The organism is Leuconostoc sp. XM4, assembly GCF_055698815.1.
Genome location: NZ_CP134507.1, coordinates 1,451,768 through 1,477,315, shown reverse-complemented (window position 1 = coordinate 1,477,315; position 25,548 = coordinate 1,451,768). Strand labels below are relative to the sequence as shown.

Below are 25,548 nucleotides of genomic sequence, written 5' to 3'. Positions count from 1 at the left end.
ACGACTCATGGATTTTTCAATTGATGACGCGCAACAAGCAGGCGCAATCATTAAGGTTATCGGTGTTGGAGGCGGTGGTTCCAATGCTGTTAATCATATGATAGAAGAAGGTGTTAGCGGTGTCGAATTTATCGTTGCCAACACTGATGTACAAGCACTAGACAAATCAAAAGCAGACACAAAAATTCAAATTGGTCCTAAATTGACCGGTGGATTAGGTGCCGGTTCTAATCCTGAAAGAGGAACCAAAGCCGCTGAAGAATCATCAGAGGCAATTGCTTCTGCCATGACAGGGGCTGATATGGTAGTTATTACAGCTGGAATGGGTGGCGGAACTGGTAATGGCGCTGCTCCAGTTGTAGCACGTATTGCCAAGGAGCAAGGCGCTCTAACCGTTGCTGTGGTTACTCGTCCATTTAAGTGGGAAGGTCCAAAGCGTGGTCGTTATGCTGCCGAAGGTCTTCAAGCACTCTCAGAATCTGTCGATTCTTTGATTGTTATTACAAACGAACGTTTGAAAGATCGTATTGATTTGCGCACGCCATTGTCAGAAGCTTTTAAGGTAGTTGATGAAGTCGTGGCACAAGGTGTTCGTGGTATTTCAGAATTGATTACAAACCCAGGCTTTATTAACTTGGATTTTGCTGACGTTAAAACGGTTATGCAAGATGCCGGACCTGCTTTGATGGGTGTTGGACAAGCCAGCGGTGAAACGCGTGCAGCTGATGCAACTAAGCAAGCTATTTCTTCTCCATTGTTGGAAGTTGATATGGCAGGAGCTGAAGATGTTTTGTTAAACATCACAGGTGGTTTGGACATGTCATTGTTTGAGGCGCAAACAGCCTCAGAAGTGATTAGCCAAGAAGCCGGTCACGATGTCAATGTTATTTTCGGTACTTCAATTGATGAAAACCTGGAAGATTCAATTCGAGTTACAGTGATTGCTACTGGTTTACAAAATGTGACTGAAAAACCTAAAATGACTGAAAACACTGCTGCCTCAGCTGCAAATGTTTTTGGTTCTAACGTTAATACAAGTAGCACAACAAATACAAATGAAGCGCCAATAAACAATTCTGTATTTGAAAAGCCAGCACCTTCAAATGCTGCGCCTAAGCCTACAATGGCACAAAATGATCCATTTGCAGACTGGAACATTACGAATGATACAAAAGATGTATTCTCTGAGGAAAAACGTTTTGACGATGTTCAAAAGCAATCTTTTGATGTGTTTAATACGCCAACTTCAAGTGCATCTGTTGATTTGTCAAATGATGATGATAATGATCAGCCACCATTTTTCAAGAAGCGTTAAGGAGAACTTATGGCATTAGGTGATACAATTAAGCGTCTTTTCAGCAATGAAGAAGACGACTATTACGAAGAAGATGGGTATGAACAAAGTCAGCAGCAAGAGCAGCAGACAACACAACAAACTTCTTCACAACCACGATTTGTTAGACAAACTACCCAGTCACAAACTCCTGCAGGATTGAACAGCGCTAACAGTAAAATTGCTTTATTTGAGCCTAAAGTTTATTCAGATTCTCGTTCAATTGCGTCACAGATACTTGGCGGTGAGGCTGCAATCGTTAATTTTACTCAAATTGATGAAGCTCAAGCCAAGCGCATTTTAGATTTCCTAGGCGGTACAATATACGCTGTTAATGGGGAAATTGAACGCATCGGACAATCAATTTTTTTGGTAACGCCGAATACATTTGAGATTTCTGGCACATTGACGGATAACCTTGAACCAAACAGCCGGTACTAATACACATGATAATAGAAATTATTAAATGGGTTTTTAACCTGATTCAATATTATGAATATGCCATTGTCGTTTATATCTTAATGTCTTGGCTTCCTGGCGCACGTGAATCTGGCTTGGGGCGGTTCCTTGGAAAAATTGTTGAACCTTACTTAAGCATGTTTCGTTTTATTCCGCCTATAGCAATGATTGATTTTTCACCAATTGTCGCCATAATTGCTTTGAATTTTGCTCGTAGTGGTTTATTACACTTGGTTAATTTGTTTCTATGACAAACAAGCTATCAACAATTAGTCAACATTTTCGTTTAAATGAACAACCATTTGTAAAGCAAGTTGATAATTGGATTCAACAATCTAGAAATGAATATCGTAGTATTTTAACACGATTTCTCAATCCACGGGAACAGTACATTTTAAATGTTTTAGTGAATCATGCTGCTGATTTAGCTGTTTACTTTAATGGTGGTGTTCAAGGTGCGGAAAGCCAGCGTGCTATTCTTATACCCAAGGAATATCCTCAAGATGATTTGGAATTTGAGATATCATTGCTTGAAATAAAATATCCTACTAAATTTGATGACCTGCATCACTCAACTATTTTAGGCTCAATGATGTACAGTGGAATTAGTAGAAATGTTATCGGTGATATTTTATATGATCAGACACACAGCCGATGGCAAATCATCATTGATTCAAAGATGCAACATTACATGCAACAGATGGTTACCAAAATTGGTCATGTTCAAGTGTCTCTAATAGAATGTGATCTTAATAACGTACTACCCCATATAAATGACTGGGAAGAAAATTTCTTGTTGTTATCTTCTTTACGACTTGATACGGTAATTTCAGCTGGATTTGACCTATCGCGTTCTGGTGCTAAAAAGCTAATTGAAGAAAATCAAGTGCGCGTGAATTGGAGCGAAATAGCTAAACCGGATGTAGAATTAGCAATCGGTGATGTTATTTCAGTCAGAAAGCATGGTCGAGTTCAGATTAAATTGCTTGACGGAATAAGTAAAAAAGGCAAGATTAAATCCATTGTCAATATTATCCGGAGATAGTGAGCAAGTATGAAATAACTGTAGTTGTGAACGCACAAAACATATTAAAGGAGAAAAATTATGGCATTAACACCTGATGAAATTTTGAATCATGAATTTACAAAAAAAGGCAGCAAAGCTTACATTGCAACAGATGTCGACGCATTTCTGGACCAGATTAACGGTGATTATGAAGCCCTGATTGCAGAACGTGATGAATTAAAGCATCAAAATGAACTAGCTCAAGTAAAGATTGAAGAGCTAGAATCAAAACGTGATCAAGTGAATCAATCAATCTTTGTTGCCCAAGAAGCAGCTGATCGCTTGAAGCAAGATGCTGATGTCGAAGTGAAAAAGCAGTTGACTCATGCACAAGAATCAGCGACGAAAATTATTAATGATGCTCGAGCAAAGGCAGATGCTGATGCTGTTCGTTTAGCCCAAGAAAATGCTGATCTAACGAACGAGCAAAATCAATTACGTACTGAAGTTGAAGATTTTAAAAATTCATTCTTGCAATTATTGGAATCTCAGCGTAAACTATTAGAAAGCGATGAGTTAGCAGAAGCAGTTCATCGTTTACCAATGGGGCAAGTAACTGCTCATCGTATTGGCGAAATCGCTAAGGCTGAGCCAGTAGCTATTCCTGAACCTGATGAAGAACAGAAGGATCCAGAGTCAAGCGAGGAGCAAGGCCCTGTGGTAGTGTTTCCGGGATCAGAACAAAACAAAGACGATAAATAATTATAAAAAGCGTAACACAGCAAGGTTGGCATTCATACGTGCAGCGAGTCATGGTGGTTAGAGATGATCGTCCCTGATGTTGACCAGATCAGTTACTATTTTGTTTAGCTGAATATCAATATTTAGTAAGCTAAGCCGGTGAGGATCGTTAAACCCCAGTTGAGGGCAGCATTTTTATGCTGCTAAACGTTGGGTGGTACCACGCTATTGCGTCCCTATGCTTTCGAGCATAGGGGCTTTTTATATTTATTATGGTTTAAATAAATTTGTTTAAAATGGCTAAAAAATGATAAAAAGGAGAATTTATCAATGAAATATAAAGATACATTAAATCTTGGAAAAACAGGATTTCCAATGCGTGGTTCGCTACCTAAAACTGAACCTGAGCGTCAAGCAAAATGGTATGCACAGGATTTATACCAAAAAAGATTGTCCCAAAATCAATTGAAACCACATTTTAATTTGCACGATGGGCCACCATATGCGAACGGAAATATTCACATTGGTCATGCTTTGAATAAGATTACTAAAGATATTATTGTTCGCTATAAGAATATGGCAGGTTTCTATGCACCGTATGTTCCAGGCTGGGATACACATGGTCTACCAATTGAGCAACAATTGACAAAGCTGGGGCACGATCGCAAAAGTATGCCAAAGCATGAGTGGCGTAATTTGGCGAAAGATTTTGCTCTGAAGCAGGTTGATACACAACGTGCTGACTTTAAGCGACTCGGTGTGTTAGGTGATTGGGATAATCCATACATAACTTTACAACCTGAATTTGAATCAGCACAAGTTCGAGTTTTCGGTACCATGGTTTCCAAAGGATATATCTTTAAAGGCGCAAAGCCAGTTTATTGGTCATGGTCTTCTGAATCTGCATTGGCTGAAGCTGAAATTGAATATCATGATATTGATTCAACGTCTTTGTTTTATGCAAACAAAGTTAAAGATGGTCATGGTCTCTTGGATGAGGATACGTACTTTGTAGTTTGGACGACGACACCCTTTACAGTGACGGCTTCTCGTGGAATTACCTTAGGTCCTGATTTTGAATATTCGGTGGTGAAACCAGTTGGGGAAGACCGTAAATTCGTTGTAGCCACAGACTTACTTGAAACAGTGGCGCCTAAGTTTGGCTGGGAATCATGGGAAACGGTCGCTACTTACAAGGGACAAGAACTTGATAAGATTACTGCATACCATCCATGGGATAGTGAGCAAGAAGAGCTAGTTATGAATGCTGATCACGTTACCCTAGATTCTGGAACTGGATTGGTCCATACTGCTCCTGGTTTTGGTGAAGATGATTATAATGTAGGTAAAAAATATGGTTTGCCTGCTGATGTCACTGTTGATGCCAAAGGATTTATGACGGCTAATGCTGGTCCTGATTTTGAAGGCAAGTTTTACGATGATGTTGTTGGTACGGTGATTAATAAGTTAACCGATGCGCGCTTGTTCTTGGCAAAAGAGAAAATCACGCATTCATATCCATTTGACTGGCGTACAAAAAAGCCTATCATTTGGCGAGCCGTGCCACAATGGTTTGCATCTGTTGAAAAATTCCGTAGTGAAATTTTATCAGAATTAGATAAAGTTGCTTATTTCCCAGAATGGGGAAAGGTGCGTCTGCACAATATGATTCGTGATCGTGGTGATTGGGTCATCTCACGCCAACGTGTTTGGGGTGTGCCATTACCAATCTTTTATGCAGAAGATGGGACAGCTATCTTAGATGAAACTGTCATTAGCCATGTTGCCGATTTATTTGCAGAACATGGTTCCAATTATTGGTTTGAACATGAAGCTAAGGATTTGTTGCCTGAAGGCTATACTAATGAACATTCTCCAAATGGTGAATTTACCAAGGAAGAAGACATCATGGATGTGTGGTTTGATTCTGGTTCTTCATGGAATGGCGTATTGAATACACGTCCACAATTGGACTATCCAGCTGATATGTATTTGGAAGGATCTGATCAATATCGTGGTTGGTTTAATTCTTCATTAATCACTTCAGTTGCTGTCAATGGTGTAGCACCATACAAGGCTATCTTGTCACAAGGATTTACCCTTGATGGTAAAGGTAACAAGATGTCAAAGTCACTGGGTAATACGATTTCTCCTATTGAAGTGGCCAACAAGCTTGGTGTTGAAATTTTACGTTTGTGGACAATTTCTGTTGATACATCGCAAGACATGCCTGTATCAAATGAAATTTTGAAACAAGTTTCAGAAAATTATCGTAAGTTGCGTAATACATTGCGTTTCTTGATGGCCAATACAGCTGATTTTGAGCCAACAAAAGATGCAATTGCTTACAGTGATTTATCTGCACATGATCAGTATTTCTACGCTTTAGAAAATGAGTTCGTTGCAGATATTCGTAAAGACTATGATAATTATCAATTAAATGATATTTTCAAGCGTGTTATTAATTTTGTCAACGTTGACTTATCAGCCTTTTATTTGGATATTGCTAAAGACGTCGTCTATGTTGAAGCCCCAACAAGTCATGCCCGACGCTCTATGCAAACCGTATTTTATAAAACGTTAACTGATCTTGTACGATTACTATTGCCAGTATTACCACATACTGCTGAAGAAGTATGGGAGTATTTGCCACATGAAACAGCTGAATTTGCTTACTTGACAGATATGCCTGGGGTAGAGGATTTGGGTGACACGACAGCACTGTTTGATCACTGGGCAGTGTTTATGAAGTTACGCGATGCAGTTAACAAAATATTAGAAGAAGCGCGTGAAGCAGATTTGATTGGTAAAAATGCTGAAGCAGCTTTGACAATGTATTTGACGACTGAGCAACAAAACTGGTTAGCAGAATTGCATGCCGATGTTCGTTTGCTTCTAATGGTATCGCAATTGCATGTTCAAGATGTTCAAGACGCTGAGAATGCTAAAGATTATGATGGTTGGCAGTTGGCTGTTGCTCATGCAACAGGCGGTGTTTCTCCACGAGATCGTATGTTCCATGAGGACTTAGGTGCTGATTCAGCTTTCCCAGAATTATCAAAACATGAAGCTGAAATCATACGCGAGTTTTATCCAGAAGCTGTAACAGAGGGCTTGGAGTAAATTAAAAACATTACACTTTTATTATGTGTAATGTTTTTTTGTTTGGCAATTATTTGTTTAGTGAAGGTGAGTTTTTAGTAATTAGTTTGTTATTTAGTTGTAATTTTGATAAAATAATGGGTAAAGTGTTTATAGGAGTAGGGCTTATGGGCGAAAATGATCAACTTAAAATTTGGCAAGATGAATTAGTAAAAATTATTAACGATTTAAACACACCACACACACTTGGTGGCATTACGAACCCAGCAAATCGTAAACATGATTCAATGTTGGCGCGTCGAGCACTAGATAATTTAATTATTTTGAGTGAAGAAATTAATACGGCGCGTCATAGCAATGATGAATAGTAACTCTGAAACAATGCCCTTCTGATTTTAAATGTATATGTCAAGGTATGCTACTTGACATATATATTGGTATATGGCATAATTATATAGTAAATTAAAAGTGTAAAAAGCACAAAAGAAATTTGGAGGACTACCACAATGGCAGTTAAAATTCGTTTGAAGCGCATGGGTGCAAAGAAGCGTCCATTCTACCGTGTCGTTATTGCTGATTCACGTTCACCACGTGATGGCCGTTTTATCGAAACAGTTGGTACATATAACCCAATCTCACAACCAGCAGAAATCAAGTTGGATGAAGAAAAGATTTTGTCATGGTTGGGTAATGGTGCACAACCATCTGACACAGTTCGTAACTTGTTGAGCAATGCAGGTATTTTGGCAAAGTACAACGAATCAAAGTCAGGCAAGAAGCCAGCTAAGAAAGCAACAACTAAGGAAGCTTCAGCTAAGAAGCCTACAGATAAGAATACTGTTGCAGAAATCAAAGCATATTTGGATGCCCAAGGCACTGCATATACTTCATCTGCTAAGAAGGCTGATTTATTAGCACTTGTTTAATATAACTGACGAAACAGTCGCTTCTATAATTGGAAGCGACTGTTTTTATTTATCGAATATCGTGTGTCGATAATAACATCATTAATAAGGGAGAATTAATATGTTACTAAGTTTTGTAAATGTTACGCTGGTATTTTTGATTGGAACATTGCTTGTTAATATCATTGCGGTGGCGTTGAATCGCAGAGTAAAATGGTTCATTTTGAGCACCTTGATTGAATTTATTTTGGCCTATGTTGTGCTGTATATTCAGTTGCCGCCAAAGAATATGACAACACTGATCAATGTCAATATTTTATTTGCATTTGTTGCAGCAATTATTAATTTAATTGGCTATGCTGGATTAGCTTCTTTTGATAAAATTCGTGATTGGGGAAGCAAAAATTATGCCAAAGATGTGAGTGACCGTACAAAAACTTATTTCTTTCGTCGCTATATTTTTGTTGCAGTAGCACCACTTGTTTTGTGGATAGCAGTAGGTGCTGTGTCTTTTGTCACAAAGCTAACCAGTATTAACAATGTTTATAGTTCAATACCAGCTAAAACTAAAGGGTCTTCGGAGTTGTTGACATCCGCTAAGGATATGCCAATTGCGCTGGCACCTGATACTGCCAAAAGGAAAATGCAACAAAAATTTAGCGTCATTCCTAATTCAAACATGTATGAATTGGACGGGATTACTGCTCAAGTAGTTAATGGTAAATATGTTTATGTGGCTACAGTAGAGTTTAATGGTTTTTTCAAATGGTTAAAGAATAAATCAGTTCCAGGATATTTCATTATTAGTGCAACTGATGTTAACGCACAACCAAAATTTGTTAAGGAACGATTAAAATACAGTCCATCGGCGTATCTCAATAATGATGCTGCTCGTAAAATATATGCGTCAGCACCAACTTATGCTAGCATGGGCAATATGAATTTAGAAATTGATGAGAATGGTACACCATATTATATTCAAACACTATACCGTGAATATGGTGTTTCAGGACGAATGAAGTTCAATGAATTTAAAACAGCTGTGTTGAATGCGCAAACTGGTGAAGTTAAAATTTACGCGGCGAATAAGGCACCAAAATTTATTGATGCACCTATTACAAGTTCCGTAGCAAATAAAATGAATGAATTTTATGGTCGATATCAAAAGGGTTGGTGGAACCAAACATCTTTTGGCGCAAAACGTGATGTGAAAATTCCAACCGATAATGGTGTTTATGCTTCGGGTCAAATCACACCATTAATTGATTCAAAGGGGAACTTATTGTACTTCACTGATTTTACGTCTGGTAATAATAATCAGGATTCTGCTCTTGGTTATTCATTAATTAATGCTCGAACGGGTGAATTAACTTATTATCGTGACACCCATTCAGGACTAATGGACTCAGATGGTGCGATCAGCATTGCAGATAAAATATATCCCGAGAAAAAATGGGTAGCACAAATGCCAATTTTATATAATATTGATGGCACACCAACATGGGTTGTTTCATTATTAGATAGTAAGGGAATCTTTAAAAAGTACGTATATATTAATGCTATTGATAACGACATTGTCGTCGATGGTGATAATGCCCAAGAGGCACTTGATGATTATCGTAATGATTTAGCTTCAAATAGTACAAACAATCACTCAACGAACAAAAAGTATGATAAAACCATTAGCGGTAGCGTAACACGTGTTGCATTAATTAATGATGGTAAAAATACGATTGTTAATTTCATGGTCGAAGGACAGTCCGCTGTCTTTAAGATTGACGCAGATAATGCGCCTAAGGCTGTATTCTTAAAAGAAGGCGATAAAGTCAGTTTCAAAGCAAATATGTTAGATGATGCGAAGATTGCGACAATCGAGAAAATAACGATTGATGGGTTAAAGTAAATAGTCATAGGAATTAGAAAAGCGTACGAACAATCGTGCGCTTTTTCTGTTAAAATAACATTAATAGTAAATGGAAAGAGGTGTGACATGGCTTTTTTAGAAGTTAATTATTATTCAAAAGTGCTTGGTATGGATCGTGTGATGAATGTTATTCTACCCGAATTATCAGATCATAACCCAACTTGGACAACAGAAACTCTGAAGGATATTCCTGTATTGTACCTTCTCCATGGTATGTCAGGTGATCATGCAATTTGGCAACGTCGGACATCAATTGAACGTTTAGTAAGGCAAACACCTGTGGCAATTGTAATGCCGTCTACTGACTTAGCTTGGTATACTAACACAACCTATGGATTGGACTATTTTGATGCATTGGCACGTGAGCTACCTGAAAAAGTAGCTAGCTTATTTCCACAAATATCAACTAAAAGAGAAAAAAATTTCGTAGCCGGACTGTCAATGGGTGGTTACGGTGCGTTTAAGTTGGCCTTGGGAACAAGTCAATTCAGTTATGCCGCCTCTCTTTCCGGAGCATTAGTAGGCAATCCGAGACAAGAAGACTTTTTAAATATGGAAAAGCTTTCATATTGGCAAGGAATTTTTGGCGATTTTGATGATTTTGCTGGTTCTAAAAATGATATTTTAGCTCTCGCCAAGACGTGTCACAAGCGACCAAAACTATATGCATGGATAGGAGAACAAGATTTTTTGAAGCCCATTAATGATGTTGCTATATCAACTTTGCAGCAATTGAATTATGATATTACATACGAAACAGCACCTGGCACACACGAATGGTATTATTGGAACAAACAAATTGAACGCGTGTTAGAATGGCTACCAATTAACTATGTTCAGGAAGAGAGATTGAGTTAATGTCACTCAATGTTGTAATGGGTAATGGTCAACATGACTTAAGATCCGAAATGTTGACAATGATTCAACAGCAATTTCGTCAAAATAAGTTGCTGACAGTTTTTTATATTGTCCCTAATCATGTGAAATTCGATAGTGAGGTCAATGTACTGCAGCGCTTTTCAATAATGAATGGTAACGACGACAGTGAGTTGTATGCGCAAAGTCGTCTGCAAGTCTACTCATTAACCCGTTTAGCTTGGGCATTAATGAAAAACACACCAGATCGGCAACCAGATATCGTCGAACCGACGGGATTATTTATGATTGTTTCAAATATTTTACGTGAACAATCAGATAATTTACCAGTGTTCTCACGGATGCAAACAAAAAGTGGCTTTGTGTCTGCATTGGTTGCCCAGTTGGTCGAGTTACGCGCTAGTAATGTCACGCCAGAAAATTTATTAGAAGTTCTTGAGAAATCTGCAGATAATATATTTCTGAGACAAACACTTAATGCCAAGTTACATGATTTGGCGATCGTGGCTGATGATTTTAATGCTCGCATGGGTGAGAATCAAATTACAGGACAGGAAACATTGATTGCCTTTGCAAAACAGTTGGCTGATCTTAAACTATCTAACGTTGCATTTTATTTTGATGGGTTTAATGGGTTTACCAGTGCAGAAATGATGGTAGTCAATCAATTAATTACTACTTACCCAGTGACAATGGGTATCCTCGGTGACCCTGAAAAAATGGGTCAACAACGAGAAGGTGATGTGTTCTTTAAACCAATGACAACGGTTGAACAATTATCCATAACAGCACGTACTGCACAGCAAGAAGTGGCTATTACTGCTGCTACAAAAATGAGACCACTATCAAGGACCGCGCAACAGGTTTTAGGCGCTTGGGCGTGCCTAGGTGAGTACCGCAATTTTACTGGCTCACGAGATGAGGTACACTTGAATGTTTTTGCGGCCGAAAATCCAATTACTGAAATTAAAGAAGTAGCACGACGTATTAGGCGTTCACTAGTTGATGATCCAACATTACATTTACGTGATATTATTATTTTGTCACGAGATTTAACACCGTATCAAGCACATATAGAAGCAGTCATGTCGCAATTTGAATTACCATATTTTTTGGATATGGATGTGAATATGATGAATCATCCCTTGGTAGAGCTAATATTGAACTTGTTAGCACCTAATAAATTTCAGTATCAGACGATGTTGGCGATTTTAAAGACAGGATTGTTACGACCAACTTTTGAAAATAAAATTGTTTCACACGACGAGTTTTTTGATATCGTTTCGCACATGGATAACTATTTATATGCTTATCGACCATATGAATCAAGGTGGCGTGATTTTTCACGACCATTTAAACTTTTTCAAGTGACGCGAGATGACGATGATACAGAAATTTCAGAAGACGAAAAAGTTAACAACCGCTTGGAATATCTACGCCACTTTATTGTCGAAGCTTTTGATGAGTTGGATGACGGATTTGCAATGGCTAAAAATTTGCGTCAGTCGGTGACGCATCTCGTGTTATGGTTACAAAAATATCATGTAACCGATGCTCTTTTAGAACAGCGTGATGATTTTATTGCACAAGGAAATTTATCTCGTTCACAGCAGAGTGAAGAAGTTTGGCAAATGCTGACAAAAACTTTAGACGAGATGGTTGAAATTGATGGCGAGCGTAGTGTATCACTCACTGATATAGTGACCACGTTGCAAGCTGGTTTGTCTGGCGCAAAATTTTCTGGTATACCGAATAATTTGGACCAATTAATGATTTCAGAAGCAGGAATTGTTCAAAATACGCAGTATAAACAACTTTATTTTATTGGTGGCACACGTCAGAATTTGCCAGCACAAGTAAAAAATGCAGCGCTGATCAATGATGCTGAGCGATCAATTGTGCAACCTGCTTTGCAGTCAGGAACTAATCCGCGTTATTTGCAAAACACTGCACAACAGCAGATGGCAGAAGAAAACCTTCTTTTTTATGGAAGTTTGATGAGCTCCATCGGGTCAATAACACTTTCTTACCCAATTTTGGAACCAAGTGGACAACTAGCAGAAATGTCACCGTTTTTCAAACGATTAGTAGATACATTTAATAGTGAAGTAGAGGTAATCGGTAGTATACCAAGTAGCGCGGCATCGCTATTAAAGCAATATGTTGGGACAGCAAGAGCAACTTTGTCTGATTTGGTTAAAATTTTACCTGTTTACGGCCAGACAGCAGCTTTTAAAGCCGTCCAAAATGTTATTTCCAATACAATGCAAGATAGACTTGAACGTGTGTTATCAGCACCAAATTATCAAAATAATACTACAAAATTAAAGCCAGAATTTATCTCGGCTTTGTTTGGTGAACGACTAAACGTCTCTATATCACAGTTGGAAAGTTATTATAGTAATCCATTTGCTTATTTTCTCCAGTACGGTTTGAAGTTGCAAGAGCGCGCAACGAACGAACTGAATGTGGCTCAAACTGGTACGCTTTATCATGCGGTTTTTGAAAATGTGCTCCATGAATTAATTGTAAAAAATAAAAGTTTACGCGATATCACTGGGGATGAATTACGTGCTTTAGTGCGACAACATATGCAGAGTCAATTAGCGTTACCAGCGTTTGAAATATTAAATGACTCTGGCAAAATGCGGGCAACTACAAACTATTTGACACGTGTCTGTGAAACGCTAGTACTGAATTTACAAGCTGCGGCACGAGAAAATACGAGCAAACCAGAAGCAGTTGAGCAACTATTTGGTTTTTCAAAGGAGTCATTACCACCACTTTCTTTTGCACGTATGCAAGTGCGTGGTAAACTTGATCGTTTTGATAAGCAAGATGTAAATGGCGAATTCGGTACAATCATTGATTATAAATCAAATGGCAAAACCTTTAACTGGGGTCAAGCTTACGATGGTTTGCAAATGCAATTGTTAACTTATTGGGACGCTGCCCAACAAAGCGCAGAAAAGCTTGGTGTCGCGGCTATTGGAGGTGCTTTTTTTGCCAAAATATCTCCAGAAAAAACCAAAATAACGGATAAAACAGATCTTAATGCGCTATTTACTGGCAAATTAATACCAGAAACTTTTAAGTATCGTGGTCTTTTTATTTCTGAGCCAGCGTATGTTTCTGCGCTGACAACTTTAGAACCACAAGAAAAATCAGCTCACTATCCAGTAGTATTACTGAAAAACGGTGCGTTAGGAAAGATTGGTGTAGACGCAGTTGATCCAGATGAGTTTGCTTTATTACTACAGCGTAATCGTGAAAATATTATTACTGCGGGAGATCTCATTTTGTCTGGGTATTTTCCAATTATGCCAGTTGAAGGTGGATTGACTTATTCTCCTTATCTTGATATTATCCGTTTTGATCGTGCTTTGGGTGATGCTTATAAAGTGCAGTCGCCAGCTGATAAAAACACAATCATTAAATTATTGAAAGGTGGTCAAGATTAATGGCAACCAAATTCACAAAAAATCAGCAACGTGCAATTGAAGAAAAGGGTCATAATATTCTAGTTGCTGCATCAGCCGGGTCGGGAAAGACGACTGTTTTAATTGAGCGTCTCATTCAAAAAATTTTAAGTGGTGTGAGTGTCGAAAAATTTTTAATTGTAACTTTCACAAACGCTGCTGCAAAAGAAATGCGGGAACGTTTAGAAGTCGCTATTGAAAAACGTTTAAAGGTAGCTGATGAAAGTCAAAAACGCTTTTTACAAGAGCAACTCTTGATATTACCAGCAGCGAACATTTCAACCATAGATGCGTATGCTTTACGAATTATTGAAATGTATTACCACGTCATTGGGTTAGACCCACAGTTTCGATTATTGTCAGATACGGCTGAACGTAAATTATTGCAACAAGATGTTTTAGCTGATGTTTTAGCTGATTTTTATGATGAAAATAACATTCATCATGAGCAGTTTTTAACATTAGTAAATAATTTTGGTAATCCAAATCAAGATGACCAGTTACAGAAAATCATTTTAAGGTTATCAGATTTTGCAGAAGCCCGCGCTGACGGAAATGAATGGTTAGAGAAGCTACGTGAACCTTATGAAGTGACGGGGGAACCACTGACAGCAACAGCGTTATATGTACGCAGTATTCGGCCAATTATCCTAGAAATTATTAAGGATCTGATTAAAAAAGTTGAAGAAGTACAACTTATTATTACAGGAATTGATGAACTCAAAAAAACACAAGATGCTTTTCTTGAGTTCCAAGATTATTTATTATTAATCCAAGACAAAGCGATGGTTGGACCTTGGGATGAACTTCGGGAAGCTATTTTAGACACACCAAGTGGTAAGATTAATTCTCAAACAAAAGCGATCAAAGAAGATCCGGATTTGTCAGCCACGCTTGAAGTGGCTCGACAGATTAAAGGGCAGGTTGTTGGCGTCAAATCGCAAATGAATTCATTGATAACATCTTATTTTGCACTCGATGAAAAGTCATGGCAACTAGTGCAAAAAGAATCTTATAAGCTAATTGATACGCTAATTCTCGTAACGCAAGCATTCCGAGAATCATTTAGAAGGACCAAGCGCGAAGAAAAATTACTTGATTTCCCCGATTTAGGAACTTTGGCGTTAGCAATACTATCAGATGATGTTACCAAACAAACAATCCAAGGGCAATTTGATGAAATTTTAGTTGATGAATATCAAGACATCAACCAATTACAAGAAACTCTGTTAACTAGTGTCTCGAACGGGCATAATATGTATATGGTTGGGGATGTGAAGCAAAGTATTTATGGCTTTCGTCAAGCAGAACCATCTCTGTTCACAAACAAGTATAAACAATTTGCGAAAAAAGAAAGCGATGATATTCGTATTGATTTAGCGGATAATTTTAGATCGCAAAACAACGTCACCAATATTACGAATTTGATTTTTACGCAAATAATGGATGAAACACTTGGAGATATTGCCTACGCGGGTGAGGCAAAACTAGTTCCGAAAGCCGCTTATCCAGATGATGTACCTGCTGTATTTCATATGGACATTATTGTCGAAGACGCTGAAGAAGATTTGGAAACCGATACGGAAGTATTTGAGAAAAGGCAGGCCCAATATGCTTTGCTAGCCGAAAGAATACTGAAGCTACGTGAAACTTCAATATTCGATCGTAAAGCTGATCCAGCCGGTCTTCGCCCAGTGCAGTACAGTGATATTGCCATTTTGACACGAGCTAAGTCGGGCTATATTGACCTTGTGTCAACCTTACGTGCGGCGGGAATTCCCGTTCAAGTTGAAGGTGTCGGTAATTATTTTCAGACGATGGAAGTGTATCTGATGCTCGATATATTGCGCGTCATAGATAATCCACATCAGGATATTCCATTAGCCGCGGTGCTACGTTCCCCAGTTTTTAACTTTGATGAGAATGAGTTGGCGGCAATTCGTATTGCAGATAAAATGCATGATTACTGGACAGCGTTGCAAGCTTACGCGCAACAAGATCAAAAAGCGCAAAATTTCCTCAATTTAATTGAAAAGTGGCATGCAATTGCGACACAAAACGATTTAGTAGCATTAATCTGGGCTATCTATGATGATACGGCGTGGCTTGATTACGTTGCTGGTATGCCGGGAGGTGCACAAAGACAAGCAAATTTGCATGCGTTATACGAATATGCGCGTACCTATCAAAATAATACGCATAGCGGTTTGTTCCGTTTTATTAGATATATTGAACAGTTGCAGTCTGGTGACAGCGATTTAGGCGAAGCAGCACAAGAAACGGATGCTCAAGCTGTAAGGATTATGACCATCCATGCATCAAAAGGATTAGAATTTCCAATTGTATTTTTACCAGAATTTGATAAATCATTTAATACCCAGGATTTAAAGGGCGGCCTATTGATTCAAAAAAATGAAGGTGTAGGGTTAGAGTATATTCAACCAGATGCTTTGGTTATGATACCTACATTACAAAAGCTTGTAGTGCAGCAGGCGTTAAAGCGACAGAGTTGGTCTGAAGAAATGCGCCTCTTATACGTTGCCCTGACGAGAGCTGAACAGCAATTGTATATCGTTGGTTCGGTTAAAGTCAAGGGAGAAGCAGGGAACCAATCATTAAAATCTTTGTGGCAGCAATCCAAGAACGCCAATGGGCAGTTTTTACCAGAATTTTTGCGCTTACAAGCCGATTCATATCTAAAATGGACTATTATGAGTTTAGCTCGTACAAAAAATAAAGTACTAGAGGATTGGCTTGGTGATGGTCAATTACCAAGGTTGGTGGGATCTGAAACACCATTAACAGGAAAGGTGGCTGTTACACTCACGAATCAAAACGAAATTCATGCACCAATAGCGAGTGCTGAAGGGAGTGAATTAGTTGAGGATGGAACCTATTCGCCGATGGATTTTGATCGAGCTAAAACAATTTTGAACTATCAATATGCTAACTTACAAGCAACACAAACAGCGGCGTATCAATCTGTGAGTGAAATCAAACAAATCTTTGAGGACCCGGATCTTGCTCAAATGCAGACGGCCGTTATTACTGAAAATGGACAGTTACAACCTGCTAATGTTTTGAAGGTTGACGAGTTACCTTTACCAGATTTCATGAATGATGGTTCGCAAAAACCATCAAGCTCTGCGGTAGGAACGGCAACACATTTGATCTTACAGTTGATTGATTTTACCAAAATTAATACAGTACAGAGCATAGAAAAATTACGTGACGAATTGGTTGAAAATAAAAGAATTTTGCCTAGCGTGGCACCACTAATTGAAATTGATGAGATTCTTGCATTTTTGCAATCCGACTTTGCCAAACAAATCATTGCTCACCAGAAGACGTTGCACAGGGAAGCTACTTTTGCTATGATTATGCCAGCCAATGATATTTATGACACACTAGAGGATTCTGCACCAGTGTTAATTCATGGTATTATTGATGGGTATTTTGTTGATGAAGCATCACGAACAGTCACGTTGTTTGATTATAAAACTGATTTTGTTCGGAATATTCAAATAGATGAAGACTTGGCTAAATTGCAGGCACGATACAAGGGACAGCTTCATTTGTATCAACAAGCACTTCAACGGGAATATGTTGGTTATCAGGTTGGTGATCCACAATTAATTGCTTTGAATGTCGGTCGAGTAATTAGTGTAAAATAGACAATAAATATTACTTATTGGGTTTTACACAAAAATGTCATGGTGAAGTAATGATAAAATATGAAACAATCTCTTTTTTAAACGGTAAACTAACATTATTTAAAAAGAATGATCAAATTGTGTGCATTAGTCTAGCTGATGATGGTGTTAGCGAATTTTTAAATGACTTTCCAGAATATGAATTAGAACAGCAAGTATTGCCAGAAACAAGTCTTTTTCGAGCGTATGCTGCTGGTGAAAAGATTGATTTCTCGCGGATTAAGATTGGGTACCTTAAGTCCACTGCCTTTCAAAGAGAGGTATGGCAGGCCCTAAATACCTGTCATGAATTATTAACGTACGAGCAGTTCGCAAAAAAGATTAATCATCCCACTGCTGTTCGCGCTGTAGCGACAGCGATTGGTAAAAATCCTATTCCAATTATTAATGCCTGTCATCATATCTTACCTAAGAGTGGTGGTGCGGGTAAGTATAGATACGGTACTGACATTAAAAGAAAATTATTAGTATTAGAAAACCTATTAGAGAAGTGAGAAACAGTGCGTCAGTGAGATTTTATGACGCACTTTTTTTGTATTTCCGTTTGTAAAACCTGATACAATAGACTTATGACTAATACAGAAAATTATTTTAAAGTTGGCACAATCGTAAACACACATGGTATTCGTGGTGAAGTGAAAATCATGGCGATTACTGATTTTGCTCAAGATCGCTTCAAAAAGGGAGCAGATCTATTTATTGATACAAAACAGGGACGTATCCCTGTCAAAGTGCAGTCATCACGACTACATAAAAACATGTGGTTGGTTTTATTTGTTGGCGTAACCAACATTAATGAAATTGAAAAATATAAAGGTGATGATGTTTATATTGAAGGTACAGCTCGTCCAGAATTAGAAGACGATCAGTACTATTACGATGAAATTATCGATAGCACTGTGGTTGATTTGGATGGTAACAAAATCGGTGTTGTCAAGGAAATTATGGAAACAGGAGCGAATGATGTTTGGATAGTTCAACGTGACGGTCAATCAGATGCCTTGATTCCTATGATTGATGATGTTGTTAAATCAGTTGATGTTGACGCCAAATTAATTACAATTGACGCTTTAGAAGGGTTATTAGATTAATGAGAATAGATGTTTTAAGCTTATTTCCCGACATGTTTGCACCAATGCGCCAATCAATTATTGGCAAAGCGATTGATAAAGGGGCGTTAGACTTTCAAGTGACTGATTTTCGAGATTTCACCGAAAATAAGCATAATAACGTAGATGATTATCCATTTGGTGGCGGCGCTGGCATGTTATTAACACCACAACCAATATTTGATGCGATGGCCTCTGTTGAAAAGCAAGCTGGTGGCAAAGGACGTGTGATCCTGCTGGATCCAGCAGGTAGACAGTTCAACCACGAAGTTGCCCAAGAATTAGCTACTTATGACCATTTAACTTTTGTTGCTGGTCATTACGAAGGGTATGATGAGCGCATTCGAGAATTAGTCGATGATGAAATTTCACTAGGTGACTATGTTTTGACAGGTGGAGAACTCGGCGCGATGGTTATTATCGATGCCACAGTACGTTTTCTACCCGAAATTTTAGGTAATGCAGCAAGTGCTGAGGGAGATTCTTTTGAAGATGGTTTGTTAGAATTTCCGCAGTACACACGACCAGCTGATTTTCGGGGACGAATGGTTCCGGAAGTCTTGACTAGTGGTAATCACGCCAAAATTGCTGAGTGGCGATTAAAGGAGTCATTGCGCCGTACTTATTTACGCCGACCTGATTTATTAGAAAAGCGGCAGTTAACGCAACAAGAGCGGAATTTGCTGGATAATATAAAGAATGAAGAACAGTAAAAAGTTTTGTGAGAAAAAGTAACAGAACTAGCAAACAGATATGGAGGAAATGCGTTTAGCTATTTCAGGTATTGTGAATAAATACCTGATTACTCACGCTTCTAAAATTATGAAAATAGCAATAGCAGGGTTTGGTGCTTTAGGCGCTCGAGTTGGTGTGATGTTACAACAAGCTGGCCATGAAGTTACAGGAATTGATGGCTGGGCTGCACATATTGCTGCCATAAGCACAGATGGGTTAACAGTGCATCAAGATGATGGGGCAACAAAAAAATATTATATTCCTGTTATGACAGCTAAAGAAATTGATGGTAAGTTTGACCTTATTATTTTGTTAACGAAGACCCCTCAATTAGATATGATGTTAACAGATATCAAGCACATTATTACTAAGAATACCAAGCTGTTGGTTCTTTCTAATGGTCTTGGTAATATTGAGGTCATGGAAAAGCATGTTAATCGCAATCAAATTTTGGCTGGTGTGACTTTGTGGACATCAGAATTAATTAATCCTGGTGAAATTCGCGTGACGGGAACTGGGTCCATCAAATTACAGGCAATCGGTGAGGCTAACGCTAAACCAATTGTATCGGCTCTGAATAAGGCTGGTCTCAATGTGACATTATCTCAAAATGTCATTGAAGCAATTTGGCATAAAGCGGGAATTAACTCTGTCCTTAACCCGTTAACAGTTTTGTTAGATGCAAATATTGCAGAGTTCGGTATGGCTGGAAATGGTATGGATTTATCACTAAATATTCTGGATGAAATAAAAAAAATTGGTGAGTTAGAAGGAATTAACGTTGATGTAAACGCGATCATGAAGGATTTAGCCTTACTCATACGACCTGAAAATGCTGGAAATCATTACCCATCAATGTATCAAGATATTAAAGCTGGTAAACATACAGAAATCGATTTTTTAAACGGTTACTTCGCTAAATTAGGATCTGAACATGATGTAGCTATGCCATTTAATGCTCTGGTAACAAGATTAATTCACGCTAAAGAAGATATTGAGCGAACAAAGTTAGCTAAAAAACAGGAAACTTTTGAAATTTAATCTTAATTAAAGTAAAATGAGTGTAACTGCTTTTACTTTTAATTTGTAAGGAGAAATAACATGGCAATAGAAACTGCAATATTTGCTGGTGGCTGCTTTTGGTGCATGGTTCAACCATTTGATTCTTTGGATGGCATAGAAAAGGTTCGTTCAGGCTATACTGGTGGTCATGTTGAAAATCCAACTTATGAGCAAGTACTAACACATACTACAGGACACACAGAAGCTGTTAAAATTTGGTTTGATTCCGAAAAAATAAGTTATCGTGAACTAGTCGAAATATATTGGGAACAGACTGATCCAACTGATGCAATGGGTCAATTCCAAGACCGCGGTGATAACTACCGTCCAGTGATTTTTGTAAATAGTCCTGAACAACGTGAAATTGCTGAAGAATCTAGAGCCGCATTAGCAGCTTCAAATCGTTTTGATGAACCCATCGTGACGAAAATTGAAGACGCCAAACCATTTTATGAAGCAGAAGAGTATCACCAGGATTTTTACAAGAAGGATCCAGAACGAGAAGCACTAGAAATGGCACAACGCTTGCAATTTAAAGCTGATAAGTGGAATTGAATTTAACCAATATATTTTAAGATAAATTCAATTTAAATGATATGAAAGTGAGCGGAAACGCTCATTTTTTGTTATAATTGACTAGTTATGAACGTTATTAAGAAAGCGCTCAGTAGGTAAAATGAATGCAACTTGAATTTCTCGGGACTGGCTCTGGCCAACCATCTAAATTTAGAAATGTTACAAGTATTGCGCTTCGCCTCTTAGACGAACGCAATGCTGTGTGGCTTTTTGATGTTGGTGAAGCAACGCAACATCAAATTTTAAAAACCACTTTGCGACCACGTAAAGTTGAAAAAATATTTATTACACATTTGCATGGTGATCATATATTTGGATTGCCGGGATTCTTAAGCTCACGTTCCTTTCAAGGTGCTGATAAAAATGAGCCCTTAACTATATATGGGCCTAAGGGTGTTAAAGAATTTGTTCAAACGGCACTACGAATTTCCGAAACACGTCTATCGTATCCAATTGAGTATGTTGACTTAACTGAAGGTGTCATCTTTGAAGATCATACTTTTCAAGTTGTTGCCGCACCAATGCGTCATCGTATTGAGACCTGGGGATTTCGTGTGATAGAGAAAGATCATCCAGGCGAACTATTAGTTGATAAACTAAAGCAGGAAAATATTCCTTCTGGACCAGTATATGGACAACTCAAAGCAGGAAAAACAGTTACACTACCAGATGGGCGTATCGTTAATGGTCATGATTTCATTGGTAAAGCCCAAAAAGGTCGTATAGTAACTTTCATTTTAGACACTCGTCCTAATGATAATGTAGAGTGGTTAGCAAAAAATGCCGATGTTCTGGTGCATGAGAGTACCTATGGTTCAAGCGAAGAAGAGGCGAAAATGGCCAAAGCCCATGCCCATTCAACAAGTGCAAATGCTGCAAGTGTGGCTCGTCGGGCACATGTAAACAAATTAGTATTGACACATCTTTCAGCTCGCTATATTGGGCCGATGGTTAAAGAATTAATACACGATGTCCGTCGCAACTTTGCTAACACGTATGTGGCACGCGACTTTGACATTATTGATATTCCTTTTAAGAAAGATAGTAATGAATCAAAATAATTGGAACATTCTGCCACAACCAAGTGAAAAGGTTGTTCGGCAGTTAAGCGCACAACTAAATATTAGTCAATTTATGTCAACAATTGTGGCTCAAAGGGGTTATACAGATTCAGAAGCAGCTTTTAAATATCTACAACCAAGTGTAGAACAATTGCATGATCCCATGTTACTTCATGATATGGATAGAACCATTGAGCGTCTACAGGACGCAGCTTTTGGTGGTGAAAAGATTGTTGTGTACGGTGATTATGATATGGATGGTGTCACTAGTACAGCAATTATGGTTGAAGCCTTAGAAGTATTGGGGGCAGATGTAACACCTTACATACCTAATCGCTTTTCAGATGGCTATGGGCCAAATATTGATACGTATAAAAAACTTATTGCTGATGGTGCACAATTGATTGTGACAGTAGATAACGGTGTTAGTGGTCAAGAAGCTGTTGAATATGCGATGAGTCAAGGTATTGATGTCATTATTACTGATCATCACGAAATGCCTGCCACATTGCCAAACGCTTATGCCGTTATTCACCCAAGACATCCAAAAGGCCAGTATCCATTTGGTGATTTATCTGGCGCTGGTGTTGCTTTCAAAGTTGCCCAAGCATTATTAAATGAAGGGCAACCAGTTGAGGATCAAACAGAGCTACCAACTGAGTTGTTGGATCTCGTTGCGTTAGGTGAAATTTCTGATATGGTGTCTTTGACTGACGAAAACAGGGTTCTAGTTTCATGGGGATTGAAACAAATTAATGTTTCGCCACGTCCGGGTCTAACCGCAGTTTTGAAAAATGCGGGTAAGAAAGATAATGAACCAGTTATTTCAGAAACCGTTTCATTTAAGATTGCCCCTCGCTTAAATGCTGTTGGTCGATTAGGGGATGCTAGCTTATCTCTACAACTTTTGTTAAGTCAAGATCCAGAAGAATCAACTGCCATTGCTTCTGAAGTTGAGGCCATTAATGCGCAACGTCAAGAAATTGTTGAAGAGGTATTTGGGTCTGCAAAACAAATGGCTTTGTCAGACGAGTACAAAAATGATCAAGTCTTGGTTATTGCTGGTCAAGATTGGCATCAAGGAATTTTGGGTATTGTGGCTAGTCGATTGGTGGAACTATTACAAAAACCAACAATTGTTTTAAGTTTAACGGATGGTGTTTATAAAGGATCTGGTCGGACTTTTGGTGATTTTGACCTCTATCAATTTATGAATACCTTTCACGATTTGTATGATACGTTTGGTGGGCATGCCAGTGCACTAGGACTAGCTATTTCCCCAGAGCAACTAGATGTATTAAAAGAGCAAGTTCGTTTGAACTCAGCTAAATTACAAATTCATGCCAAGCCGATTAGTATTAATACGACACTGTCGGTTAATGAAATCAGCACTGAAACGTATGAAGAACTACGCCTGCTTGAACCTTTCGGTACTGGAAATCAGCAACCAGTGTTTGGATTGCAGCAACCAAAAATTAATAAAGTAACAACCATGGGAAACTTAAAGCAACATATTAAGTTAGCTTTAGAAAATAATGTTGAAGCAGTTGGCTTTAACCATCCAGATTGGGTGCCTATGGTTGCTAATCCAGTAGGGATATCATTTGCTGCGACTCTGGGTATTAATTATTTCCGTGGGCGCAAAACGATACAGCTTCTACTAACTGCTATTAATACATCAGAGGCAACTGATGAAAATGCTGCTCATAAAAAGTTTTTTGCTCAAGTATATAAATTCATTTACGCACATCAGGATCTAAATTTTGCGCAGAACTTGGATAAAATAGCGAAACAGTTAAATATCAATAAGAACGATTTGAATATTATGATTCAAGTATTTATTGAATTAGGATTCGTGCATGTTACCAATGGATTTGTTACAATTATTTCGGGAGCAGCACAAAAACCCTTAACCACGTCAATAACATACCAAAAGTATTTGGCAAATCGTTAAAAAGAAAGTATGAGCGATAGCTCTGAGATTTAGAATGACAGTAGATTTACATGATTTTGTTGCAACAGTTGAAGATTACCCCGAACCAGGTGTTAGTTTTCGTGATATTTCACCATTGATGGGTGATGGTGTGGCCTATAAGCAAGCAGTAGATGCTATTGCTGATTTTGCTAAACATTTAAACGTTGATTTAATTGCTGGTCCTGAATCACGTGGATTTATTGTAGGTTCTCCGCTGGCGTATGCGATGAATATCGGCTTTGTTCCAGCTCGTAAAGGTGGCAAATTACCTCGTGAAGCTGTATCAGCATCATACACATTAGAGTATGGTGGTGTTAATGAGTTAGAAATTCATAAAGATGCTATTAAGCCAGGACAACGTGTGCTGATTGTTGATGATTTACTAGCGACAGGTGGCACTATTAATGCTACACGTGAAATTATTGAAAAACTTGGTGGCATCGTTGCTGGTGTAGCTTTTATTATAGAATTAGAAAGCTTGCAAGGCCGTGAAAAAATTATGAAAGCTGGTGAAGTGCCATTCCTAGCTTTAATGGAATATTAAGTTTTTTTAAGCTTAGTGTAATTGGCAGTATGCCGTAAAATACTTAGAACAATAATATACATTATATTGAGGTGCTACTGATGAACAATAGTAACATTAAAGAGTGGTTTATACGCTTTTTCAAAGGGATATTCATTGCTCTAGGGTTTATTCTTCCTGGTGTATCCGGTGGCGTATTAGCAGCAATTCTTGGCTTGTACGAACGAATGCTGAACTTCATGGCGCATTTGAGGCAGAATTTTAAGAAAGATTTTTGGTTTTTTCTACCAGTGGGTTTGGGTGGTATCGCTGGTATTATTTTATTAAGCCGACCATTAGAATTTTTGCTTGTTGAATATAAAGCAATTATTTTGTGGGGGTTTGCTGGTGCCATTGTTGGTACTTTACCAGCTCTGACAAAGGAAAGTGGCAAGCATGGGCGGAGCCCGAGCGATTGGATATTATTCATCGTCACAATAGTTGCTGGTGGATTATTCCTATATAATATGACGGCCATCTTTGGGACGATGCCAATTAATTTCTTTTCTTGGATGTTGGCGGGGGCACTAATCGCGTTAGGCGTTATTGTCCCGGGATTAAGTCCATCAAACCTGTTGCTATACCTAGGATTATTTGACCCAATGTTAGCCGGATTTAAACGTGCTGATATAAGTGTATTTTTGCCAATAGCACTTGGTGGTATGTTGACATTAATCCTTTTTTCAAAATTAATGAACTATCTTTTACATCACTATTATGCTAAGGTATACCATTTCATTTTAGGTATTGTTGTGGTGTCAACGCTTTTAATTGTTATTCCACCAGTCGCTGATTATAGTGGCTTTAACATAATGAGCGGATTTATAAGTTTTATCTTATTCATCCTCGGTGTATGGGCTGGTCACTGGATGAGCGGCTTAGAAGAAAAGTACAAATAAAAAACGATCATGTGATAATTTCTATCGCCAG

General features: G+C 38.2%; 21 protein-coding genes. All 21 read left to right on the top strand.

The features are described from left to right. The first annotated feature begins 7 nt into the window (after nt 1–7). The 21 genes from ftsZ (at nt 8) to RHP64_RS07350 (ending at nt 25,517) form a co-directional block, all read left to right on the top strand. A complete protein-coding gene (gene ftsZ, locus RHP64_RS07450) occupies nt 8–1,315 on the top strand; it encodes a cell division protein FtsZ (RefSeq protein ID WP_011680168.1) in 1,308 nt (435 codons plus the stop codon). A 9-nt stretch (nt 1,316–1,324) separates the two neighbouring features. Then, complete coding sequence (locus tag RHP64_RS07445; protein WP_002815191.1) at nt 1,325–1,774, top strand: cell division protein SepF; 450 nt, start codon at nt 1,325–1,327, stop codon at nt 1,772–1,774. 5 nt (nt 1,775–1,779) lie between these two features. Further along, entirely contained in the window at nt 1,780–2,043 is a 264-nt protein-coding gene (locus tag RHP64_RS07440; protein ID WP_010286031.1) for a YggT family protein, read from the top strand. Further along, nucleotides 2,040–2,837, top strand: a complete 798-nt coding sequence (locus RHP64_RS07435; RefSeq protein ID WP_025268312.1) for a YlmH family RNA-binding protein — start codon at nt 2,040–2,042, stop codon at nt 2,835–2,837. The genes RHP64_RS07440 and RHP64_RS07435 overlap by 4 nt, the downstream gene beginning before the upstream one ends. Before the next feature lie 60 nt (nt 2,838–2,897). Then, nucleotides 2,898–3,560 (top strand): DivIVA domain-containing protein, encoded by a 663-nt coding sequence (locus tag RHP64_RS07430; protein ID WP_014324975.1) that lies wholly within the window; start codon nt 2,898–2,900, stop codon nt 3,558–3,560. Nucleotides 3,561–3,869: 309 nt separating this feature from the next. Beyond that, nucleotides 3,870–6,662: an isoleucine--tRNA ligase gene (gene ileS, locus RHP64_RS07425; protein ID WP_025268311.1), complete on the top strand. Its 2,793-nt coding sequence runs from the start codon at nt 3,870–3,872 to the stop codon at nt 6,660–6,662. A 146-nt stretch (nt 6,663–6,808) separates the two neighbouring features. Then, nucleotides 6,809–7,009 carry a hypothetical protein gene (locus RHP64_RS07420; protein WP_010282506.1) on the top strand — a complete coding sequence of 67 codons (201 nt, stop codon included), beginning with the start codon at nt 6,809–6,811 and terminating at the stop codon, nt 7,007–7,009. Nucleotides 7,010–7,147: 138 nt separating this feature from the next. Then, nucleotides 7,148–7,567 (top strand): 30S ribosomal protein S16, encoded by a 420-nt coding sequence (gene rpsP / locus RHP64_RS07415; protein WP_011680164.1) that lies wholly within the window; start codon nt 7,148–7,150, stop codon nt 7,565–7,567. A gap of 100 nt (nt 7,568–7,667) precedes the next feature. After that, complete coding sequence (locus tag RHP64_RS07410) at nt 7,668–9,449, top strand: MFS transporter (RefSeq protein WP_061515010.1); 1,782 nt, start codon at nt 7,668–7,670, stop codon at nt 9,447–9,449. Nucleotides 9,450–9,536: 87 nt separating this feature from the next. Then, nucleotides 9,537–10,328, top strand: a complete 792-nt coding sequence (locus tag RHP64_RS07405) for an alpha/beta hydrolase (protein ID WP_025268309.1) — start codon at nt 9,537–9,539, stop codon at nt 10,326–10,328. Continuing rightward, nucleotides 10,328–13,807 (top strand): PD-(D/E)XK nuclease family protein, encoded by a 3,480-nt coding sequence (locus RHP64_RS07400; protein ID WP_025268308.1) that lies wholly within the window; start codon nt 10,328–10,330, stop codon nt 13,805–13,807. Before RHP64_RS07405 ends, RHP64_RS07400 begins: the two co-directional genes overlap by 1 nt. Continuing rightward, on the top strand, nt 13,807–17,499 hold the full coding sequence (gene addA / locus RHP64_RS07395) for a helicase-exonuclease AddAB subunit AddA (protein ID WP_025268307.1): 3,693 nt from the start codon (nt 13,807–13,809) through the stop codon (nt 17,497–17,499). Before RHP64_RS07400 ends, addA begins: the two co-directional genes overlap by 1 nt. A gap of 50 nt (nt 17,500–17,549) precedes the next feature. Next, nucleotides 17,550–18,032: a methylated-DNA--[protein]-cysteine S-methyltransferase gene (locus RHP64_RS07390; protein WP_025268306.1), complete on the top strand. Its 483-nt coding sequence runs from the start codon at nt 17,550–17,552 to the stop codon at nt 18,030–18,032. A gap of 75 nt (nt 18,033–18,107) precedes the next feature. After that, nucleotides 18,108–18,629 (top strand): ribosome maturation factor RimM, encoded by a 522-nt coding sequence (rimM, locus tag RHP64_RS07385; protein WP_011680158.1) that lies wholly within the window; start codon nt 18,108–18,110, stop codon nt 18,627–18,629. After that, complete coding sequence (trmD, locus tag RHP64_RS07380) at nt 18,629–19,360, top strand: tRNA (guanosine(37)-N1)-methyltransferase TrmD (RefSeq protein ID WP_025268305.1); 732 nt, start codon at nt 18,629–18,631, stop codon at nt 19,358–19,360. Before rimM ends, trmD begins: the two co-directional genes overlap by 1 nt. Nucleotides 19,361–19,469: 109 nt before the next feature. Then, a complete protein-coding gene (locus tag RHP64_RS07375; RefSeq protein ID WP_041775202.1) occupies nt 19,470–20,423 on the top strand; it encodes a ketopantoate reductase family protein in 954 nt (317 codons plus the stop codon). A gap of 60 nt (nt 20,424–20,483) precedes the next feature. Next, the gene (gene msrA, locus RHP64_RS07370) at nt 20,484–20,999 is read left to right on the top strand and encodes a peptide-methionine (S)-S-oxide reductase MsrA (RefSeq protein WP_002815174.1); all 516 of its coding nucleotides are present in this window, start codon (nt 20,484–20,486) and stop codon (nt 20,997–20,999) included. A gap of 125 nt (nt 21,000–21,124) precedes the next feature. Beyond that, nucleotides 21,125–22,081 carry a ribonuclease Z gene (rnz, locus tag RHP64_RS07365; RefSeq protein ID WP_014324966.1) on the top strand — a complete coding sequence of 319 codons (957 nt, stop codon included), beginning with the start codon at nt 21,125–21,127 and terminating at the stop codon, nt 22,079–22,081. After that, nucleotides 22,068–24,035, top strand: coding sequence for a single-stranded-DNA-specific exonuclease RecJ (recJ, locus tag RHP64_RS07360; protein ID WP_025268303.1), 1,968 nt, complete (start codon nt 22,068–22,070; stop codon nt 24,033–24,035). Before rnz ends, recJ begins: the two co-directional genes overlap by 14 nt. A 34-nt stretch (nt 24,036–24,069) precedes the next feature. Next, nucleotides 24,070–24,600, top strand: a complete 531-nt coding sequence (locus tag RHP64_RS07355; RefSeq protein WP_011680153.1) for an adenine phosphoribosyltransferase — start codon at nt 24,070–24,072, stop codon at nt 24,598–24,600. Between the two features lie 80 nt (nt 24,601–24,680). Next, nucleotides 24,681–25,517 (top strand): DUF368 domain-containing protein, encoded by an 837-nt coding sequence (locus tag RHP64_RS07350; protein ID WP_011680152.1) that lies wholly within the window; start codon nt 24,681–24,683, stop codon nt 25,515–25,517. The last annotated feature ends 31 nt before the right edge of the window (nt 25,518–25,548 follow it).

What these genes read in the sequence shown, in the direction of transcription:
- recJ (WP_025268303.1), top strand. Translation starts at nt 22,068, where the DNA reads ATGAATCAAAATAATTGGAACATTCTGCCACAACCAAGTGAAAAGGTT.
- ftsZ (WP_011680168.1), top strand. Translation starts at nt 8, where the DNA reads ATGGATTTTTCAATTGATGACGCGCAACAAGCAGGCGCAATCATTAAG.
- addA (WP_025268307.1), top strand. Translation starts at nt 13,807, where the DNA reads ATGGCAACCAAATTCACAAAAAATCAGCAACGTGCAATTGAAGAAAAG.
- msrA (WP_002815174.1), top strand. Translation starts at nt 20,484, where the DNA reads ATGGCAATAGAAACTGCAATATTTGCTGGTGGCTGCTTTTGGTGCATG.
- RHP64_RS07410 (WP_061515010.1), top strand. Translation starts at nt 7,668, where the DNA reads ATGTTACTAAGTTTTGTAAATGTTACGCTGGTATTTTTGATTGGAACA.
- RHP64_RS07440 (WP_010286031.1), top strand. Translation starts at nt 1,780, where the DNA reads ATGATAATAGAAATTATTAAATGGGTTTTTAACCTGATTCAATATTAT.
- rpsP (WP_011680164.1), top strand. Translation starts at nt 7,148, where the DNA reads ATGGCAGTTAAAATTCGTTTGAAGCGCATGGGTGCAAAGAAGCGTCCA.
- RHP64_RS07390 (WP_025268306.1), top strand. Translation starts at nt 17,550, where the DNA reads ATGATAAAATATGAAACAATCTCTTTTTTAAACGGTAAACTAACATTA.
- RHP64_RS07350 (WP_011680152.1), top strand. Translation starts at nt 24,681, where the DNA reads ATGAACAATAGTAACATTAAAGAGTGGTTTATACGCTTTTTCAAAGGG.
- RHP64_RS07355 (WP_011680153.1), top strand. Translation starts at nt 24,070, where the DNA reads ATGACAGTAGATTTACATGATTTTGTTGCAACAGTTGAAGATTACCCC.
- RHP64_RS07435 (WP_025268312.1), top strand. Translation starts at nt 2,040, where the DNA reads ATGACAAACAAGCTATCAACAATTAGTCAACATTTTCGTTTAAATGAA.
- ileS (WP_025268311.1), top strand. Translation starts at nt 3,870, where the DNA reads ATGAAATATAAAGATACATTAAATCTTGGAAAAACAGGATTTCCAATG.
- rnz (WP_014324966.1), top strand. Translation starts at nt 21,125, where the DNA reads ATGCAACTTGAATTTCTCGGGACTGGCTCTGGCCAACCATCTAAATTT.
- RHP64_RS07405 (WP_025268309.1), top strand. Translation starts at nt 9,537, where the DNA reads ATGGCTTTTTTAGAAGTTAATTATTATTCAAAAGTGCTTGGTATGGAT.
- RHP64_RS07375 (WP_041775202.1), top strand. Translation starts at nt 19,470, where the DNA reads ATGAAAATAGCAATAGCAGGGTTTGGTGCTTTAGGCGCTCGAGTTGGT.
- trmD (WP_025268305.1), top strand. Translation starts at nt 18,629, where the DNA reads ATGAGAATAGATGTTTTAAGCTTATTTCCCGACATGTTTGCACCAATG.
- RHP64_RS07430 (WP_014324975.1), top strand. Translation starts at nt 2,898, where the DNA reads ATGGCATTAACACCTGATGAAATTTTGAATCATGAATTTACAAAAAAA.
- RHP64_RS07420 (WP_010282506.1), top strand. Translation starts at nt 6,809, where the DNA reads ATGGGCGAAAATGATCAACTTAAAATTTGGCAAGATGAATTAGTAAAA.
- RHP64_RS07445 (WP_002815191.1), top strand. Translation starts at nt 1,325, where the DNA reads ATGGCATTAGGTGATACAATTAAGCGTCTTTTCAGCAATGAAGAAGAC.
- rimM (WP_011680158.1), top strand. Translation starts at nt 18,108, where the DNA reads ATGACTAATACAGAAAATTATTTTAAAGTTGGCACAATCGTAAACACA.
- RHP64_RS07400 (WP_025268308.1), top strand. Translation starts at nt 10,328, where the DNA reads ATGTCACTCAATGTTGTAATGGGTAATGGTCAACATGACTTAAGATCC.